The sequence below is a fragment of the Kribbella sp. NPDC055071 genome (assembly GCF_053608045.1).
Genome location: NZ_JBSGUS010000009.1, coordinates 111,320 through 130,138, shown reverse-complemented (window position 1 = coordinate 130,138; position 18,819 = coordinate 111,320). Strand labels below are relative to the sequence as shown.

General features: G+C 67.4%; 12 protein-coding genes. 3 read left to right on the top strand and 9 right to left on the bottom strand.

The features are described 5' to 3' along the window. Nucleotide 1 precedes the first annotated feature (1 nt). Genes ACWF4Z_RS17025 through ACWF4Z_RS17000 form a run of 6 tightly spaced genes read right to left on the bottom strand, consistent with a single transcriptional unit; the run spans nucleotide 2 to nucleotide 7,919 of the window. Nucleotides 2-445 (bottom strand): MarR family winged helix-turn-helix transcriptional regulator, encoded by a 444-nt coding sequence (locus tag ACWF4Z_RS17025; RefSeq protein ID WP_452243992.1) that lies wholly within the window; start codon nucleotides 443-445, stop codon nucleotides 2-4. Nucleotides 446-505: 60 nt separating this feature from the next. Further along, nucleotides 506-2,389: a beta-galactosidase gene (locus ACWF4Z_RS17020; RefSeq protein ID WP_452243991.1), complete on the bottom strand. Its 1,884-nt coding sequence runs from the start codon at nucleotides 2,387-2,389 to the stop codon at nucleotides 506-508. Continuing rightward, the gene (locus ACWF4Z_RS17015) at nucleotides 2,386-3,255 is read right to left on the bottom strand and encodes a carbohydrate ABC transporter permease (RefSeq protein ID WP_452243990.1); all 870 of its coding nucleotides are present in this window, start codon (nucleotides 3,253-3,255) and stop codon (nucleotides 2,386-2,388) included. The genes ACWF4Z_RS17020 and ACWF4Z_RS17015 overlap by 4 nt, the downstream gene beginning before the upstream one ends. Next, nucleotides 3,252-4,178 carry a carbohydrate ABC transporter permease gene (locus ACWF4Z_RS17010; protein ID WP_452244149.1) on the bottom strand — a complete coding sequence of 309 codons (927 nt, stop codon included), beginning with the start codon at nucleotides 4,176-4,178 and terminating at the stop codon, nucleotides 3,252-3,254. Before ACWF4Z_RS17010 ends, ACWF4Z_RS17015 begins: the two co-directional genes overlap by 4 nt. 2 nt (nucleotides 4,179-4,180) lie before the next feature. Beyond that, nucleotides 4,181-5,413 (bottom strand): ABC transporter substrate-binding protein, encoded by a 1,233-nt coding sequence (locus tag ACWF4Z_RS17005; RefSeq protein WP_452243989.1) that lies wholly within the window; start codon nucleotides 5,411-5,413, stop codon nucleotides 4,181-4,183. A gap of 34 nt (nucleotides 5,414-5,447) precedes the next feature. Then, nucleotides 5,448-7,919 (bottom strand): beta-glucosidase, encoded by a 2,472-nt coding sequence (locus ACWF4Z_RS17000; protein WP_452243988.1) that lies wholly within the window; start codon nucleotides 7,917-7,919, stop codon nucleotides 5,448-5,450. Between the two features lie 210 nt (nucleotides 7,920-8,129). On the opposite strand from ACWF4Z_RS17000, the gene ACWF4Z_RS16995 reads away from it, so the two are divergent. Together ACWF4Z_RS16995 and ACWF4Z_RS16990 are read left to right on the top strand one after the other, a co-directional pair. Next, entirely contained in the window at nucleotides 8,130-8,771 is a 642-nt protein-coding gene (locus ACWF4Z_RS16995; protein WP_452243987.1) for a TetR/AcrR family transcriptional regulator, read from the top strand. A gap of 141 nt (nucleotides 8,772-8,912) precedes the next feature. Continuing rightward, on the top strand, nucleotides 8,913-12,812 hold the full coding sequence (locus ACWF4Z_RS16990) for a carbohydrate-binding protein (RefSeq protein WP_452243986.1): 3,900 nt from the start codon (nucleotides 8,913-8,915) through the stop codon (nucleotides 12,810-12,812). Between the two features lie 61 nt (nucleotides 12,813-12,873). Here ACWF4Z_RS16990 and ACWF4Z_RS16985 read toward each other — a convergent pair whose 3' ends face one another. After that, complete coding sequence (locus ACWF4Z_RS16985; protein ID WP_452243985.1) at nucleotides 12,874-14,184, bottom strand: glycosyltransferase; 1,311 nt, start codon at nucleotides 14,182-14,184, stop codon at nucleotides 12,874-12,876. Beyond that, nucleotides 14,171-16,399, bottom strand: a complete 2,229-nt coding sequence (locus ACWF4Z_RS16980) for a glycoside hydrolase domain-containing protein (RefSeq protein WP_452243984.1) — start codon at nucleotides 16,397-16,399, stop codon at nucleotides 14,171-14,173. The genes ACWF4Z_RS16985 and ACWF4Z_RS16980 overlap by 14 nt, the downstream gene beginning before the upstream one ends. A gap of 113 nt (nucleotides 16,400-16,512) precedes the next feature. Here ACWF4Z_RS16980 and ACWF4Z_RS16975 point away from each other — a divergent pair, with 113 nt between their 5' ends. Continuing rightward, complete coding sequence (locus ACWF4Z_RS16975; RefSeq protein ID WP_452243983.1) at nucleotides 16,513-17,142, top strand: peptide deformylase; 630 nt, start codon at nucleotides 16,513-16,515, stop codon at nucleotides 17,140-17,142. Between the two features lie 28 nt (nucleotides 17,143-17,170). On the opposite strand, the gene ACWF4Z_RS16970 is transcribed toward ACWF4Z_RS16975, so the two are convergent. Further along, entirely contained in the window at nucleotides 17,171-18,781 is a 1,611-nt protein-coding gene (locus tag ACWF4Z_RS16970; protein WP_452243982.1) for a GMC oxidoreductase, read from the bottom strand. Nucleotides 18,782-18,819 lie beyond the last annotated feature (38 nt).

The following is an 18,819-nucleotide window of genomic DNA, read 5'->3' as shown; positions in this document are numbered from 1 at the left end:
CCTATCGGGGCGTGTCCTCCACCGGCTCGAGAGTGAGGAGTTTGTGGATGACTACGACCGCGGCCTCCAACGTAGTGAGGTCCGTGTCGGGGAGTTGGCTCAGCCGTGCGGCCAAGGTGGCGCCGGCTTGGTGCCGGGCGCTGTTCAGTTCCGCCAGGCCGGCCTTTGTCAGGCTGATCAGGCTGGCACGGGAGTCGCCCGGATCGGCGGCGCGCTGCACGAGACCCTGCTCTTCGAGGCGTTGCACCTGGGCCGACATCGTCGGCTGGGAACACCGATCGGCCTTGGCCAGTTCGCTGATCCGGGCCTGTCCCAACTCGTCCAGCCGCCCGAGCACCCGCGTCACGGCATGCGGCAAGGCGCTCACATCCCGGGTGGCCAGCCGGTTCAGTCGCGCCGACGCGACGACGACATCCTCACCGAGCCTGGTCAGATCCGTAGCCATCACACCCACCAATATACATAGGAGTCCTATGCATCTCCAGTCTCGGCAGAGTACACCAGGTTACCCGGCCAGGTGGAGTGTCTGGTGGCCGGGCGTGAGGTGGACGGCAGCGCACCCGGAGCGAAATGGTGTGGCTCGGCCTGTCGGGACGTGGGTGAGAATGCCGTCGGGCGCGCAGGGGAATCGCAGGACGGCATCGGTGCGATCGCTGCCCCAGTTGACGATGTGCAGGATGTGTCCGTCGGTGGTGCGGCGGGCGGTGACGAGAGTCTGCGGCACTCGGCCGGCTGGACTGATGATGGCGGGGGAGTCGGGGCCGAGGTCGTTCAGCTGGCTGGTGGTGGCTGGTTCGGTGAGTTCGATGATCCGGCGGCCGGTCGCGCGGAGGAGGACCAGGTGTTCCTGGTCTACGCCGCTGCGTGGCGGCACGACGAGCGGGATCCCGATTGGTTCGGTCAGTTCGGTCGCGGTGTCCCACAGGTTGTAGGCCAGCCCGGCCGCCGTGAGTTGCAGCAGCGTCGTGTCCCAGGCGCAGTACGCGGCGGCCGCGTCCTCGTCGTACCAGTCGACGTCGGGGATCCGGGAGGTTCCGGTGACTGTGTACGCCGCCTTCGCATCGGGGCGATGCCAGGCGACGACGACCGAGGGAGTGACCGGCGCTGTGAGCGCGTCCGGTCGCCGGCGGGCAGAGGCGACCAGGTTGTCGATCGGGGCAAAGAAGGGCGACCGGCCGCCGTCGATGCCGAGCGGGGCCAGTTCCCAGTTCTCCCGGTCGGAGAGCATGTAGAGGTTGAAGCCGTTGAAGCCGAGGGCAACGGCGGCTCCCCACCAGATCTCTTGCTCCAGCGGGGTGGGGTCGGGGTAGTCGATGCGTTCGCCGGGGGAGCGCCAGATGCCGGCTTGCAGTTCGGGAACCCAGGGCAGTGGTTCACCTGCCGCGCGCGCGGTGGCGGCCGAACGCGCGAGGCGATGGATGTCGTCCGTCGCGAGAGGCGGGATGTAGTAGTGGTCCTCGCCGGTAGCAGCGCCGACCTCGCGCGATACCGCGGCGTGAGCGACCGGTACGTCGTGGACGGGATGTGTGACCAGGTTGACGGTGTAGAGGAGGTCCTGCCCGCCCAGTCGATGGTGGATGGCTTTCAGCTCGGCCAGGTAGCGGACCGCGGTGTCGGTCTTGAAGTCGATCCAGTCGTACAAACGCCGGGCTACCGCCGAAGCACCCGGCACCGGCCGGTACGGCGGCTCGGCCTGGTCGAAACTCGTCAACGTCTCGTCGGCCCACGCCGTACGCCAAGACTGCGGGCTGCCGTCGTACCGTTCCCACAGCCACTTCCGGTAGGCCTCGACGGCCGCATCGCTGTAGTCGCTGCGATACATCGAGTCCTGGAAGCAGGTGCTCGGTTCGTTGTCGAGCTGGAAGGCGATGACGGGGCCGTTCGGGAACACCAGGTCACCGACGACAGCCCAGATCGCCGTGAACCATCCGTCGACCGCTTCGAGGAAACCGGGATGGCTGTACGACGGCATGGGGTGCTGGAACGGCGGGTTGTAGCCGAGAGCGATCTCCCCGGCGTCGTCGCGCACCAGTAGTTCACGGCGATCCAGCAACCAGTCCGGGTAACCGCCCCCCACCTCCTCGGCACAGATCCAAGGTCCAGGCTTGAGCTGTACGTAGACGTCCGCATCCGCGCAGACGTCGAGAAATCGCCGTACGTCGAGGCGCGGATCGCGCCGGCCGGTCAGATCGAGACCGCCAGGAGTGGGCGCGTGCCGGCGCCAGGAGAGATAGGTGCTGATGATCTGGACTCCGGCGTCGCGGGCTGCCCGCACGGCAGGTTCCCAGGTCTCGGGATCCATCCGCCAGAACTGGATCTCGCCGGCAATCAGTGGAAGGCGCCGCGATCCGATCTTTACCAGGCCGTTCTCGACCGTGACCTTGGTCATCCCTTGACGCCTCCGGCGGTGTTGCCGGCGACGAGCCATTTCTGGATCAGGCCGAACAGGACGATGCTCGGGATCGCTACCAGGATGGCCATCGCGGCGAGTTGGTTCCAGGAGACCTCGTAGGCGCTGGACAGTTGTGAGAGGCCTACCGGCAGGGTGCGATGCTCGTCGCTGTTGGTGAAGGTGAGCGCGAAGGTGAACTCCTCCCACGAGCCGATGAACAGAAAGATGCCGGCGGCAACGGCTCCGGGACGGGCCGCGGGCAGCGCCGCGTGCCACATCGCACCGAACTGGTTGCAGCCGTCGATGCGGGCGGCTTCGTCGATCTCCTTGGGTATCTGGTCGAACGCGGACTTCATCAGCCACGCGCCGAGCGGGACCGACGCGCTCACCTGCGCGAGGATCAGTGCCCACGGAGTATCGATGAGGTTCAGCTTCGAGATGACGCTGAAGAGCGGGATGATCAGGAGCACCGAGGGGAACATCTGGGTGGCCAGGAGCCCGATCGCGATCGCGAACCGGCCACGGAACCGATAGCGCGACAAGGCGTAGCCCGCCATCACACCGATCAGCAGGCCGATGGCGACGGTGCAGATGCTCACCAGGACGGAGTTGCCGAGCCAGGACAGGAAGTTGCCGCGACCAACGACATAGGAGAAGTTGTCCAGCGTCGGATGGGCGGGGAACAGCGATCGCGGCTTCTGGTAGAGCTCCTCCTTGGTCTTGAAGGCGTCGGAGACCACGCCGATCATCGGCAGGAGCGCGAAGACGGCCAGCACGGTCGCTGCGACCCAGAGCAGTGGACGGGACGGGCGGACCGGGCGACGGGTACGGCGAGGACCGGGTGCGGCGGCGAGGGCAGTCACAGGAGGGCGTCCTTCCCGAAGGCACGGATGTAGACGGCCGAGCCGATTCCGACGATCACGAACAGCATCATCGACAGCGCCGACGCGTAGCCGAAGTCGAAGCTGCTGAAGGCGCTCTTGTACACGAAGGTCGTGAGAATGTCCGTCGCGCCGGCCGGTCCGCCGCCGGTCATGACGTAGATCAGGCTGAAGTTGTTGAAGGTCCAGATGAGTGCCATCAGGGTGCTGGTGAGGAGCATCGGTTTGAGCAACGGCAGGGTGATCCGCCGGAACGCTCGGGTCCAGGTCGCCCCATCGACGCTGGCGGCTTCGTACAGCTCACCGGGGATCGACGCCATGCCGGCGATCAGCAGGACCATGATGAACGGGAAGCCGCGCCAGACGTTGGCCAGTACGACGGCTCCCAGCGCGGTGTGTGGATCGGCGAGCCAGGCGTGCTCGACGTCCGGCGAACCGACGAGCCCGAGGATCTGGTTGATCATGCCGTAGTCAGGCTGGTAGAGCAGCTTCCAGGCCAGCGCGCCGACGACCACCGGCGTGGCCCAGGGAAGGACGAAGACCGCACGCAAGAGCCTCGCGCCGGCGAGTTGCTGAAGGAGCAACGCGCCTGCCATCGCGACGACGAGTTGCACGGCGACGGAGCCGATGGTCCAGATCAGGCTGTTCCCGAAGACCGACCAGACCGCACGGTCATGCGCGGCGTCGACGTAGTTCTGGACACCGTTGAACTGCCAGCCCTGGTGCTTGGTCGGGTTGACGTCGAAGAAGCTCTGCACGGCGACGGTGACGATCGGATAGATCACGAAGCCGCACACGGCGATCACTGCGGGGGCCAGGAACAGGTACGGCGTTGCCCGCGTGAGCCAAGGAAGTCCACGCGGCCGGACTCCCTCCACCCCGGCCGCGCGGATCGATGTCACCATGGTCACTGCAGCACCTTGTTCGAGGCCTGGACCGCCGCGTCGAGCGCCTCCTGCGGGGACTTCTTCCCCGACAGCGCAGCCTGTACCGCTTGGCCCAACGCCGTGTCGACGTCGCCGGCCTGCGCGATCGACGGCCGTGCCCGCGCCTGTTTCAAGACCTCGGAGAAGGCCGTGACGTAAGGGTCGTTCTTGAATGCCGGGTCGTCGTACAGCGCCGGCTTCACCGGGACGTAGCCGAGCTTGCTCGCCCATTCCTTCTGCACCGAGTCCTGCATCAGCCACTTCACGAACGTCTTCGCCGCGTCAGCATGCTTGGAGTTCTTCAGCACCAGCAGGTCCAGCCCGCCCAGGACCGTCGCCGTCTGCTTGTCCTTCGGCAGCGGCGCGACGGCCCATTTGCCGTCGATCCCGGCGGTCTTCAGCGACGGAATCATCCAGGGGCCTGACGTCATCATCGCCAGGCTCCCGGACACGAACGGTCCCTTCAGGTCGTCCTCGGTCGCGCTGGCCATACCGGCGGGCATCGCCTTCTTCTGCAGGTCGACCCACAACTGAAGAGCGCGGACGCCGTCCGGCGAGTTGAAGACCGCGGTCTTCTGGTCCTTGTCGAGGACGTCGGCACCCGACTGCCACAGCCAGGGGTAGAACTCGAATCCGCCCCAGCCACCGAACAGCCCGGCGCCGTGGACGCGACCGGAGGTGAGCTTGTCGGCATCCGCGGTGAACTCGGCCCAGGTCGCGGGTGGAGCACTGATCCCGGCTGCCTTGAACAGGTCGGAGCGGTAGAACAGCGCTAGCGCCGAGACGTCGACCGGTACGCCGTACAGCTTGCCGTCCTTGGTCAGCGGCTCCAGGCTGGCGGGGAAGTAGTCCTTCGCGACCGCGGTGCCGTCGAGCGGCAAAGCCCAGCCGGAGGCGATGAACTGGGATGCGCGTGGTGGCTCGACCCGGGCGATGTCCGGTCCCTTGCCACCCGCGATCTGGGTGGTCAGTTTGTCGTAGTAGCTCTTGTCGTTGTCGCGGATGAGTTTGACCTTGATGGTCGGGTTCGCTTGCTCGAATCCCTCGAGCTGCTTGGCGAACTGGGCCGACTCGGCGTCGCTGAACTGCTCCTGGAAGGTGATCTCCACGGTTCCGTTCGAACCACTGCCGTCGGATGATCCGCAGCCGGCGAAGGCTGCGATCATCAGCGGGGTGGCGGCCAGTGCCGCGATCCGCTGTCTGGTTCGGGTCATCAGTGCCTTCTCCCTGGGTAGGAAACCGGTCCGCTCACGGGCGGATCAGCCGTTGGTTCTGTACCGACACGGGCACGGACAGCCGCAGATCACGACTGGACCTGCCCGCGGTGAAGACGTAGCGGCCGCCGGGGATCTCCCACCGGTGCGCTTCGACGTTCCAGATCTCGAGCGCCCGCCGGTCGACAGGGACGAGCGCGGTGTCGGCAGCACCGGCCGGTACGTCGATGATCGCGAACCCCGCCAGCCAGCGCGCCGGACGCTCGATGGACGAGTCCGGCGCCTCGAGGTAGACCTGCACAACCTCACGCGAAGGCCGGCCGCTGACGTTCGTCAGCCGTACCTGTACGACGAGGTCGTCGACGTCTCCGCGCAGTTCCAGCTCGTCGTACACCCAGTCGCCGTAGCCGAGTCCGAAGCCGAACTCGCGAGCCGGCGTCCGGCCGTCCCGGTCCCAGCCGCGGTAGCCGATATGGATGCCCTCGGTGTAGTCGATGGTTCCGCCGATCGGCGCCGTACGAGGGTCGGCTTCGATCGCCGGGAGGGTCCAGGGCAGGCGGCCGCTGGGCTCGGTCACACCGAGCAGGGCGTCGACCAGCCCGGTGCCGGCCTCCTGGCCGGGAAGCCACCACCACAGGACGGCCGCGGCGCGTTCCAGCCAAGGCAGGACGACGGGCGCCCCGGCGTTGACGACGACCACCGTGCGGGGATTGGCAGCGATGACCCGTTCGACGAGTTCGTTCTGGCGGCCGGGAAGGGCCAGTGTCTGCCGGTCCCAGCCTTCGGACTCGGTCTCCTCGTTGGTACCGACGACGACGATGGCCGTGTCGGCGGCCGCCGCGGCGGCGACGGCCTGGTCGATCTCTTCATCCGCGGTGTGTTCCTCGAAGTCGTGCCGCAGTGCGAAGCGGACGAAGCGGCCGTAGGCGCCGGCATCGACCACTTGCTGGTCCGACTCGACGACGACCTGCTCGTTGCCCTCGGCTACGAAGACCGCCGATGGGCCGCTCGGGTTGTTGGCGGAAGAATCGAGGATGACGTCGTGGTCTGCCCACTGCCGCGACTCCGAAACAGTCTGTTCGTCGAAGCGGATCCGGTGCGCGCCCGACACGCCGACCTCGATCCGGTGTCTGCCGGGACGGTCAAGGGTGACGATCGCGCGGATCCGCGCCTGCGTCGCCTCGGGTGGCGCGTCCCGGTTCCACTCCTCGTCAGCAGGGACCGAACGCTCCGCGTCGACGACGTTTCCCGCCGCGTCGAGGAAGGTGATCCGGTAGCCCGGCGCGCCGTCGGATGCAGTCACCAAGTGTGGGTCGATCGGTCCCGCATGTTCGTGACCCGAGGCGCCTCGGCTCACGATGATCCTGGTATCCGGCAAGGCATCCCGCAGCGCTGCCTCGGGCCCGGCCAGGTACGGCGCCGTCACGAAGGCGCTGCCGCCGCCCTGGACGAACGGCTCGAGGGCATTCGGCCCGATCAGCGCCACCGTACGGAGCCTGTCGCTCGACAGTGGCAGCAAGTCGTCGTTACGCAGTACGACGATCGAGCGGGTCACGGCTTCGCGCAGCAGAGCGCGAGTGCTGGACCGGTGGGGGAGGTCGTCGTCGATCACCGGGGGCTGCCGGAGGGTGCCGACGGCGCCGACCCTCGACCCGAGGCGGACGATCCGCTCGACCTTGTCGTCGACAACGGCCTCCGCAACGTTGCCGTCAGCAACCGCCGCCTCCAGCGCGGTCCCCCACGGGCCGTCCGGCCCGGGCATCACCAGATCCAGTCCGGCCAGCGCCGATTCGACGGTCGACCCGGTCGCGAGCCAGTCGCTGACCACGACACCGTCGAACCCCCATTCGCCCTTGAGGATGCCATTGATCAGGTGTGAATGCTCGGTCGCCGGATTCGCCTCCGACCCGGCCTCGACCCGGTTGTAGGCAGCCATGACCGACCACACGCCGGCCTCGACCGTGCGCTCGAACGGCGCCAGGTACACCTCACGCAGCGCACGCTCGGGGATCCGCGCGAGGTACGTCGTACGGTCGGTCTCGGACTCGTTGCCGATGAAATGCTTGACGCAGAGCGCGACTCCGCAGGACTGCGTGGACCGGACGAGCTCGGCGGCGATGGTTCCCGTCAGCAGCGGATCTTCGGAGAAGGTCTCGAAGTGGCGGCCGCCGTACGGAGTCCGCTGCAGGTTGACCACGGGCGCCAGGACGACGTCGACGCCCTTGCGGTGCGCCTCGCCGGCGACGAGGGCGCCCAGCCGACGGACCAGCTCGACGTCCCAGGTCGCGGCGACCGCGCTCGGGTTGGGCAGCTGGGCCGATGGCCGGATGTCCTCGTTGACGCCGCGTACGCCGACCGGGCCGTCGGAGACCACGAGGGCGCGCAGGTCACGCTCGGGGAAGGGATGCAACGTCCAGGACGTGGCCCCCGTCAGCAGCGCCACCCGAGCGTGGAGGCTCGGGTAGCCCGCGACGACGCCGTCAGGAGCACCGGTCCGGACAGTCATGCACACTTCCTCCCATCGGCCCCCGCGGGTATCACGGGTCCGGCCGTCTCCGCCTAGTAGAAAAGACTTACTTACTGGTCGGCAAGTCTTTGAAATATCTCGGTTACGTAACATTTACTTACTGGTCACCAAGTAGTGCCGTTCGGTGCGAACCGGCGTTCGAACGGTCGTAAGCTCCTTGTGTAGTGATCGTGAGGATCTGGAGGACTGATGGGTTCGCAGCAGAGCTGGCCGGCGCCGCCTTCGTCCGGCGCCGGAAGGGCCCAGCGGCCGCAGAAGCGGTCCGGCCGCCGACGGGCCGAGATCCTCGAGGCCGCGATGGCGGTCTTCGGTGAGCGTGGCTACGCGAACGGGTCGCTGCAGGACATCGCCGACCGGGTCGGCATGACCCATGCCGGGGTCCTGCACCACTTCGGCTCCAAGGAGCAGTTGCTGATCGCGCTGCTGGAGTATCGCGACGACGCCGACGTGGCCGAGCTCGAAGGGCACATCGCACCGCGAGGGGCGCCGCTGCTGGAACACCTTGTGGAGACAGCGGAAACCAACAGCAAGCGGCCGGGCATCGTGCAGGCCTACACGGTCCTGCTCGGCGAGGCGGTCACCGAGAATCATCCGGGCCGGAAGTTCTTCACCGAGCGTTTCGCAGGCCTGCGGGACATGGTCACGAGCGCGGTGGCGGATGCGACCGGCCGGGGGATGGGTGACCTGCAGACCGTCGCTGCCGCCTCCGCGATCATCGCCACGATGGATGGCCTGCAGACGCAGTGGCTGCTTGATCGCGAGGCGGTCGACATGCGCAAAACCGTCGAGCTCATCATCCGGGCCCTGGTCCACGAGCTGACCCAGGACTGACCCTCCGAGCCGGTTGCCGGCCCGGGACGCGCTGAGGCGCAATCCCGGGCCGTTATTGTTTCGTGATGTACTTACTGACTTGTAAGTGAGTAATCTGCCGCCAACCCGCCCCTCCTTGGCGGGCCCGCCACGAGGAGGAACATGCTCTCCACCACGAGGAACGTGAAGGCAAGGTTGGTGGTCGCCCTGACGGCGGCCGGTGTGCTGACCGGGGGGTCCTTGGTGTCCATCGGCCATCCGGAGCGCGCGGTCGCGGCCGGACCCGGTACGACGGTCTCGGTCGTCGCGACATCGCTCGGGGGAGACCGGCTCACGCCGCAGAGCTCTCCGAGTTTCGGATCTCTGTCCGGTCAGCCCGATATCCGCGTCGACGCGACGCGCCAGTTCCAGGGCATCGACGGTTTCGGTGCCACCTTCAACGAGGCCGGTTGGGCAACACTCACCAAGCCCTCGGTGAGTGCCGCCCAGCGCGATGCCGTGATGACAAAGCTCTTCGACCCGTCCGTGGGCGCCGGCTTCAGCATCGCCCGGACGCCGATGGGGTCGAGCGATTTCGCCCTCACCCACTACTCCTACGACGAGACGCCTGGTGACTTCTCGCTGAGCAACTTCTCGATCGCGCACGACGACCAGTACCTGGTGCCCTACATCAAGGCGGCCAAGGCCAAGGGGAACTTCCGCCTGATGGCCTCGCCGTGGACAGCGCCCTCGTGGATGAAGGCCAACAACTCGTTGCTCGGCCGGCCCGGCGACCCGAAGCTGATCGAGCCGACGACGGACCCGCGGTACTACCAGGCCTACGCGGACTACTTCGCCAGGTATGTCGCGGCGTACCGGGCCAAGGGCATCACCGTCGACGACGTCTCGATCCAGAACGAGCCGGAGAACCCGGCCAAGTTCGAGGCGACGACGTTCACCTCCGACCAGATGGAGAAGTTCGTCGGCACCTACCTCGGACCGACCTTCGATGCGACCGGCACGAAGTCACGCATCCGCGTCTACGAACACAACCAGGACCACTGGTGGTACCCCGCCCATGTGCTCGCCGATCCGACGGTCAAGCCGTACGCCGCCGGCGCCGACTTCCATCCGTACGAGTGCGACTTCGGCCAGGAGTACTGCTCCGACGGGAACCTCGGCCTGTTCCAGCAGGCCGCGCCCGGCTACTCGAGCTGGATGAGCGAGCACACCGATCTCGGCCAGGCCGAACCCGACAACTACATCCGGGACGAGAAGTGGGGCCGGGAGATCGTCAAGCAGATCAACTCCGGCCAGGGCGCGTACATCTACTGGAACATGGTGCTCGACCAGAATGGCGGTCCGGTCACCGACCTGAGTGCCCCGCAGGAGCCGCTCATCGAGGTCGACACCAGCACCAGCCCGGCGACGATCACCTACCTGCCGAAGTACTACGAACTCGCGCAGTTCTCCAAGTTCGTCAAGCCGGGCGCGCACCGCATCGGCGCCGAGGGCGGTACGACCGGTGACACCGTCACCCAGACCGCCTTCGAGAACCCGGACGGCAAGCGGGTCCTGGTCGCCGTCAACAGCGGCCCGGCGACCACGCTGACCGTCGGGGAGGGGACGAACGGGTTCCAGACGACCCTGGCGGCGCACTCGACGACCACGTTCACCTGGGCGAGCCCGAAAGACTCGTACTCGATCAACGCCGGGGCCGGGTCGGGCTGGAACGACATCGGGGGTGAGCACTTCACCGGCGACACCGGCGACACCGGCGGGATGACCCACACGACCACGAGCGCCATCGCCGGAACCGCGGACGACGCCCTGTACCAGAGCACCCGCGACGGTCAGTTCTGCTACAACCTGGCGGTCCCGAGCGGCCGGTACCGGGTCACTCTGCTGCTCAGCGACAATACGTCGACGGCAGCAGGACAAAGGGTTTTCGACGTTCTGGCTGAAGGGTCGACCCGGCTGTCCGGCGTCGATCCTTATGCCTTGGCCGGTGGCGGGAAGACCGCTACGAGTCAGTCCTTCGACCTCGCGGTGACCGACGGGTCGCTGTCACTGGAGACCGTCGCTGTCACCGGCAGCCCGACCATCGCCGGAATCCGGGTGCAGCCGTTGCCGTCCACCGGCCAGCAGCACATTTCCCAGGTGACCGGCGGCGTGCCGACCGGGTACACCGTCGACAGCGGCGTACTGCCTGGAACGATCTTCGCGCAGGACTACAACGAGGGCGGTCAGGGCGTCGGCTATCAGATCGCAACACCGCAGGCGACGACCTCGACGTACCGGCCGGATGCGACCAACCTCATCGATACGACAGACACCACCTACGGTGGCGGGCAAGGCGTTGGCGGGCTGTCCACCGGCGATCGGCTGAACTACACGGTCAACGTGGTGGCCGGCGGCAACTATGACCTCCGCGCCAGGCTCTCCTCGAGTGTTGCCACTGGCAAGTTCCAGGTCCTGGTCGACGGAGTGTCCGTCGGCACGGTCAACGTCCCCAATACGGGCGGGGCCTGGACATCGGTGCCGCTGTACGGCGCCGGGGTGCCGGCCGGCCGGCACACGCTCACCTTCGTGGTCGTTGCCGGAGGCTACGACTTCCGCTACCTCGTCGGCTCCCGGGTCACTGCACTTGCGGCCGGCGCCGTGATCGAGGCAGAGGACTTCGGTGCCGGTGGTGAAGGCGTCGGATACCACGACACCACAGCAGGCAACGGCAATACGACGTACGACGGTGCTCAGCTGACCGGCTACTACCGCGGTGGCGACGTCGATCTCGAACACTCCTCACCGGAGACCTCGCCGCCGGTGAACTACGACGTCGGCAGCACCGACGACGGTGAATGGCTGCGGTACGACGTCTATGCGGCCGCCGGTGGTTCCTTCGACATCAGCGCGCGGGTCGCGAGCGGATTCACCTCCGGGAAGATCCGGTACGCCCTCGACTCGACCACCAACATCATCAGCCCGGCCACGCTGACCGTCCCGAATACGGGTGGCTGGCAGACCTGGATCTCCGAGACGCAGCGCGTCACGATCCCGACCGGACCGCACGCGTTGTATGTCCTTGTCCAGCAAGGAGGTTTCAACTTCGACCGCCTGACAGTGACACCAGCGGGGCAGGGATGGGCCAAGACGGTGGGATTCGGTAGTTCGTATGCCGCCGGTCCGGGAGTCTCCCCGAACACCAGCCCGAACTCGCGTGGTTACGTCAAGTCCGGCACCGAGGTGATGATCCAGTGCCAGCGATCCCGCTGGAACCAGCTCGGCTACCTCGCCGACACTTTCGGGCAACGCGACGCGTACTACGACGCATCGTGTCCCGGTGACAAGAGCGGAAGTATCGCCAACCCCACGAACGCCGACGGCACCACCAGTTCGATCGGGGACGAGATCGCGGAGGCTTCAGCCGGGTACCGGTCGACGACGCCGGGTTCGGGTGCGCTAGGTACCGGCACCACGGTGGTGACGGTCTCCATCGGTGGGAACGATGTCTATGCGTCGTCCGACAACGCGTACAACGGATCGGTGACCGGACAGATGTACGCCTGCTACCAGCAGGTTTGTGTGGACCCCGACGGCACGCCCGCGGCAACCAACAGCGACGGCACCCGCGGGCTGCGCGTGAGTGACATCACCGTGGCAGCGATGTCGAAGAACCTCCGGCCGATCGTCGACCAGATCCGGCTGGCCGCGCCGAACGCCAAGATCCGGTTCCTGACCTACCCGTCGGTGTTCGGCACCGGATCGGGCGTCGCCTGCTCCGGCGGGACCGGGTCCGCGGCGTGGGAATACACGACCGACGAAACGCAGTACCTGCAAGGATTGCTGAACACCCTGGCCGATACCCAGAGCATCGTGCTCGACCAGATCCGTACCGCGTTGGGTCTCACCACCGACCAGCTCAATGCAGTGGACCTGCGGACCGCGTCGGTCGACCATGGGGTCTGCCAGCCACTGAACAAACGCTGGATCGCCCAGCCCACCGGCGATACCTCTGCCGCCGGTATTCACCCCAACCTGTCGATGTTCGCACTCGAGGCACGAAAGGTCGGCGACTCGCTCTGATCGGCCCGGGGATGTCCAGGGTCGGTCAGCCCTGGGCATCCCTGTGACCGGCGGATCGAGCTCAGGCGACGCTGATGGCGGCGGGCTCGGCGAGGGCGAAGAGGCGGTCGAAAACCACGGCCCGGTCGAACTGCAAAGCGTACTCTCGTGCGCGTTGCTCGGCTGCCGACCGCTGCTCATCGGTCCAGTCGCAGACGACCTCGTCGAGCACGGTCCGCAGCGTCGCCGGGTCGTGCTGCGGCACCAATAGGGCGGTGTCACCAACCGCCTCGGGCACGCCGCCGGTCGCGCAGGTGATGACCGGCCCGCCGCCGGCGAGAGCCTTCTCGACCAGGGCGATCCCGAAGGTCTCAACGAATTCCGGCTGCTCGCGGGTCGGCAGCACGAACGCGGCGCTCCCGGCCATCAGCGCAGGCTTCTCTGCGTCGTCCACGTCGGTCAGCACCCGGACCCGGTCACCCAGGCCGGCTGCCGCCACCCGCGCGACCACCTCGGCTTCCTGCGGCCCGCGCCCGGCCAGGACCAGTTGCACCCGCTCGGCCGACCGGGACCCGGCGTACGCGTCCATGAGGTCGTCGATGCCCTTCGCCGAGGCGATCCGGGACAGGAACAGCACGTACCCGTCCCGCGAAAGGCCCCGCCGGGTGAGGGTTTCGGCAATGCTGTCCTCGGTGAGCGAGAGGTAGGACCAGGAGTCGACGGCCGGGTAGGAGATGGCGATCCGCTCGCGGCACTGCTGGGCGAACGTCGTACCGCGCATGCTGTCGAGGGTCTCCGCCGAGGCCACGATCAAGTCCCTCGTGTACTCGGACACCGCCACGCAATGGTCGGCCGCCAGGTAGACCGACAGGATGTGCGCGGCCGCCCCGAACCGGCCGGTGGCCACGCAGTCCCGCACCACGTTGGTGATGTCGGAGCCCACTGCCTCGGCAATCGTGACGACCCGTGCGGGCCCGATCCGGCGCGCCACCTGGACGGCCTCCTGTACGGCGATCGCATGCGGGCTGAGGTACAGCGACATTGCCACCGTCGGCACCCCGTCGCTGAACAGCTCGACCAGCCGCCCGATGAGACCGGACAGGTAGCGCCCGTCCGGAACCCGGTAGTCGCCAACGGGATCGGGCCGCTCCACGGTGATGCCAGGGCTGTACGGCAGCACGCCGTCGAGTGGCTTCAGCGGCAGCCCGGCCGCCTCCAGCGCATCCATCGGCCACGTCACGATCCGCACGTCGTCGAACCCGCGGGTGAGCGCCACCTCCGCGAGGCAGCGTGCCTCACCGGAGTGCCCGCAGATCACCGGGTCGGCGCGGACCACGATGACCAGCCGCCGGTTGGGTGTGGACGGAACGAATGTGTTGTCAGCGAGGTTCATGCCCACCTCCAGTGGTGTGCTTCAGGTCGGATGTGGATGGCGGCCGGATCTTGGTGCCCCAACCGGAGGGCTGAGGGCCGAGCTCGATGTGCAGGTTGCGGATGTGCCGCAGCTCCCGGCCGGAGATCCAAGGGCGTTCGAGTGTCTTGCCGTTCATCGTGACGGACTGGACGTAGGAGACCGGTCCGCCTGGCTCGACCGGCTCGAATCCGGTGGTAGTGATCGACAAGTCGTTCTCCGGCAGCTGGGTCGTGGACTCCGCCACGGCCGGCGCGCTCAGCAGGAACAGGTTCTGGCCGGCCACCGGGAACAGGCCCAGTGTCGCCCACACGTACCAGGCCGACAGCCCGCCGGAGTCGTCGTTGCCCGGCAACCCACCCCGGCCGGTGCCGAACTGGTTGGCGACGGTGGCATGCACCACCTCTGCGGTCCGGTGCGGCCGTCCCGCGTAGTGGTAGGACCACGGCGCCTCGTAGTCCGGTTCGTTGTTCAACCCCTCGAACCGGCACAGGCTGTATCCGGCGTCCATCTCCGCCACGCTCGGCGCCACACCCGGCTGAGTGACCGGCGCCGCGTCGTACCCGAAGAATCGGTCGAGCAGGCTCACGAACGCCTCGTCGCCGCCGGCGAGCGCGATCCGGGCGCGCATGTCGTGCAGCAGCCGGAACGAGTAGTTCCACCGGCCGCCCTCGTAGAACGTCGAGTCGCGCAGCAGGCCGGTGCCCGGGTCGTACGCCGCTTGCCAGCCTCGGGCCAGGTCGCGCATCTGCTGGGCCAGCGGCCGGTCGCGCACCTTGTTGGCGATGGCCGCGGTGCAGTGGTAGGCGTATGCCAGATCGAGGGTGTGGCTGATCGGGTGCGCCACACCATGCACCAGGTAATCCTCGCCGTACGTCCGGCGCAGGTCCATCTCCAGGTGCACCATGGCCCAGTCCCAGTCGACACCGGGCAGATCCAGTTGACACAGGTCGGCGAAGAAGGTGTGCGCGAGGGCGCTGCCCTGCCGGGAGAACCGATCGGCGCCCTTCGCCATCCGGTAGCCGATCGGCAGGTTGCCCTCCTGCTCGGCGATCGACAGCAGCGCGCTGGCCAGCGCGACCGAACGCTGCGGGAACAGCGTGTTCATCAGCGGCAACTGGGTGCGGTAGATGTCCCACATCGTGCAGATGTCGAACGCGTACGGGCCTTCGGTCGTCCACGACGGGCTCTCGTCCGTGGCGAAGCACGGCTTCACCATCGAGTGGTAGAGCGCGGTGCCGAAGACCGTCGCCTGGTCGTCGGACTCGGTCTTGATCGCCACCTTGCCGAGGTGGTCCCGCCAGGTGGCCGCCGTGTCGTCGCGCCGTCCGGTGAACGTGACCTGGGCGCGGCCGACGTCCGTGTGCAGGTTCTCGCGCGCCTTCTCACAGCCGCGGAGAGAGAAACCCAGCCGCACCTCGACGGTCTGCTCGGCGCGCGAGGGACCCATGAACATCAGGCCGAACGGCCGCAGCGTGGTCGGCCGGATGTAGTCGAAGTCGAGGCGGGTGCCGCCGGGCATCAGGCGCCGGTCGTACCACAGCAGTTGCCGCCAGCCGGGGGCGTCGACCTCCAGATGTACGGCGAGCGGCACGCCTTCGACGTGGATCTCGCCTTGAGCCACTCCAGGCTCCAGCATCGCCAGGTGCGCCTTCAGCGGCACGGTCCGACTGTGCGGGATGGCCAGGCCGCCGGTCGAGGCATCGATGACGATCCGGGCGGCGTCGTTCGCCGGGAAGGTGTACCGGTGGACGGCCGATTTGGGGCCGACCGTGATCTCGCAGCGGATCCCCGAGCTCAGTGTCGCGGCGTAGTAGCCGGGCTCGGCGACCTCGTCCAACAGATCCCAGGTGGTGCCCAGGTCGTCGAGCGGGCCGAGCATCGGCGTGACTCGGAAGTAGTTGTAGTACTTCCGGATCGCGCCCGTACCGGACTGCTGGAAGTGGGTGAAGCCGGAGGCGACCGGTCGGTCGTACAGCAGGTTGGGCACGCCCTCGGTGTTGAAGTCGTACAGCCCGTAACCGGTCGGGTAGGCGCCCGAGTACGGGCAGGCCGACACCATCCCGAAGGGGTGCATGGCGCCCGGGTGCGTGTTGCCGACCTGCGGCTTGGGCCACCACCAGGTCGCGGCCAGGCCCTGAGGTGTGGGCAGGTCGGTGGCGCCGGTCCCGATGAACGGGTCGACGTGCTCGTACATCGGCTCACCCCCCGCGCGGCTGACGTGGACTCTCAACGTAAGAAGCGCATGTTTCAGTCGCGTGACCGAAGGAAACGCGCAGGTTACGACCGGGCGTCCGACAGGATGTGGTGGTGAGTATCAAACAGCAGGTCATCGAGTTGGTCGAGAAGTACGGCGACGTCGCGGCGCCGATCGTGTCGTTGGGTGATCCGGTGTTGCGCCAGGTCGCGGTGCCGTTCGACGGGCAGGTGGACGACGACGTACTGGGCTCGTTCGTCGAGTTGATGCGGCGAACGATGCTGGCGGCGCCCGGTGTGGGATTGGCCGCGCCGCAGATCGGCGTGCCGCTGCAGATCGCCGTACTGGAGGATCCCGCGTCGCTGCCCGAGGAGATCGCCGAGGCGCGCGAGCGGTATCCGCTGGAGTTCTTCGCGGCGATCAATCCCGACTACAGCCCGACCGGTGACGCGCGCCGCGGGTTCTACGAGGGATGCCTCAGCATGCCCGGATACACGGGTGTGGTGAACCGGTACGCCGCTGTCGAGGCGACGTACACGGATCTCACCGGGGCCGTGCACCGTACGACGTTCACCGGCTGGCAGGCGCGGATCGTGCAGCACGAGACCGACCACCTCCGCGGCGAGGTCTACGTCGACAAACTCGAGAGCCGCTCCCTGTCCACCGTCGACACCTTCGTAGCGAACTGGAACGACCCCATCCCGACCCGGGCAGCCGAAGCAATGAATTTCCCCTTGAACTGACTGTCAGAGCGGTTTTGTACAGGAAGTTCTACGTGAGATCGGTGGCGAGGATTCGGCTGATGTTGCGTTCGGCGAGGGCGGTGATGGTGACGAAGGGGTTCACGCCGAGGGAACCGGGGATGAGGGAGCCGTCGGTGATGTAGAGGCCGGGGTGGTTGCGGACTCGGCCGTAGGGGTCGGTGGCTTGGCCGAGGAGGCAGCCGCCGAGTGGGTGGTAGCAGAAGTCGGCGGCGAAGGCGCGGTTGCCGGTGAAGAGGTCGCGGCGGTACGTCGTCCCGACCGCTGTGTTGATGCGGTCGAAGAGAACCTGCGCCGAGCGGATCGATGGTGTGCTCTGATCCGCGCCCCATTGCAGGTCGGCGCGGTCGGTTGAGTGGTTGTAGGTGAAGTGTCCGCGCTCGGGGTTGACAGTGATCGCGAGGTAGAGACTTGCCCAGGTCTCGATGCCGACCGGGAGTGGAGCGATCTCCGCGAAGGCCGGGTGGACCGGGTCGTTCCAGTTGTCGATCGCGAGCGTCGGGATGGTGGACTGCAGCGGACCGGTCGGATCCCAGAGGTGATTGGCGCGGGCGGTCATCACGTTGCCGTTGGTGCCCCAGCCGGTGCCGATCGCGGCAGGCAGGTCGGGCAGCGTCCCGGTTTCCCTTGCCCGCAGCAACAATTCGGTGGTGCCGACGCTGCCGGCGCCGAGGAACAGGTGCCGACAGGCGAGCTCGCTACGGCGGATGACCTTGCCAAAGGCATCGATCTGCTCGAGCCCGACCAGATAACCGTTGCCCTGTCGGTGGATCGTCGTCACCCGGGTGAGGGTGCGGATGGTGACGTTGCCGGTGCCGAGCGCGTCGGCGAGGTAGGTCTTGTCGAGCGACTGCTTCCCGTGGTTGTTCCCGTAGATCACCTCACCGGCCAACGCGGATCGCGGTACCTGCTTGCGTTCCTCCTGCTCCAGATAGTCGAACGAATACACATTCGGTACGACGGCCGTCCGCAAGCCGGCCTGCTGCGCATGCCGTCGCGACACCCGGGCATAGCGGTAGACCGGGGTCTGCTCCAGATACCGCGGGTCGATCGAGTTCACGCCGAGCATCCGCCGCGCCAGCGGGAAGTACCGGCGGTACATCGCGTCCGCGTCGACCTGCGGCAGCACCTTCTCGAAGTACGCGCGCTGCGGGGTCGGCGCCATTCCGCCGTTCACGAGGGATCCGCCGCCGACTCCGCGACCGACGTACACGCCCATGTTCGGGTAGTCGATCCGGTCGAGCACTCCGGCGTACGGCGTACCTATGTCGCGGTTGACCACGTCCAGCCAGAGGAACGTGTCGAGCGGGGCCTCGGTCCGGCGGTGGAACCACATCGACCGGCGATCCGGGTTCAAGGTCGAGCAGAACACCTTGCCGTCCGGGCCAGGTGTGTTCCACAGCTGGCCTTGCTCGATCATCGTGGTTTTGATGCCGGCCGCGCCGAGCCGCAGAGCGGTGACGGCGGATCCGTAGCCGGTGCCGACGACGAGGGCGGGGACGTAGGGAGCAGCGTACGCCGGGCCGATCCGGGTGAGGCCGGTGGCGGCAGCGGCCGTGAGGGCGGTCAGGCCGGCGAACCGGCGACGAGTCATTGCGGACGGGGCGGTCTCGGAAGTCACCTGACGCACCGTAGTTCATTCGTCGGCTGAGAGTAATT

Bases quoted from the DNA above. Each gene is read 5' to 3' on its own strand.
- ACWF4Z_RS17025 (WP_452243992.1), bottom strand. From the start codon at position 445: ATGGCTACGGATCTGACCAGGCTCGGTGAGGATGTCGTCGTCGCGTCG.
- ACWF4Z_RS17020 (WP_452243991.1), bottom strand. From the start codon at position 2,389: ATGACCAAGGTCACGGTCGAGAACGGCCTGGTAAAGATCGGATCGCGG.
- ACWF4Z_RS17010 (WP_452244149.1), bottom strand. From the start codon at position 4,178: ATGGTGACATCGATCCGCGCGGCCGGGGTGGAGGGAGTCCGGCCGCGT.
- ACWF4Z_RS17005 (WP_452243989.1), bottom strand. From the start codon at position 5,413: ATGACCCGAACCAGACAGCGGATCGCGGCACTGGCCGCCACCCCGCTG.
- ACWF4Z_RS17000 (WP_452243988.1), bottom strand. From the start codon at position 7,919: ATGACTGTCCGGACCGGTGCTCCTGACGGCGTCGTCGCGGGCTACCCG.
- ACWF4Z_RS16995 (WP_452243987.1), top strand. From the start codon at position 8,130: ATGGGTTCGCAGCAGAGCTGGCCGGCGCCGCCTTCGTCCGGCGCCGGA.
- ACWF4Z_RS16990 (WP_452243986.1), top strand. From the start codon at position 8,913: ATGCTCTCCACCACGAGGAACGTGAAGGCAAGGTTGGTGGTCGCCCTG.
- ACWF4Z_RS16985 (WP_452243985.1), bottom strand. From the start codon at position 14,184: ATGAACCTCGCTGACAACACATTCGTTCCGTCCACACCCAACCGGCGG.
- ACWF4Z_RS16980 (WP_452243984.1), bottom strand. From the start codon at position 16,399: ATGTACGAGCACGTCGACCCGTTCATCGGGACCGGCGCCACCGACCTG.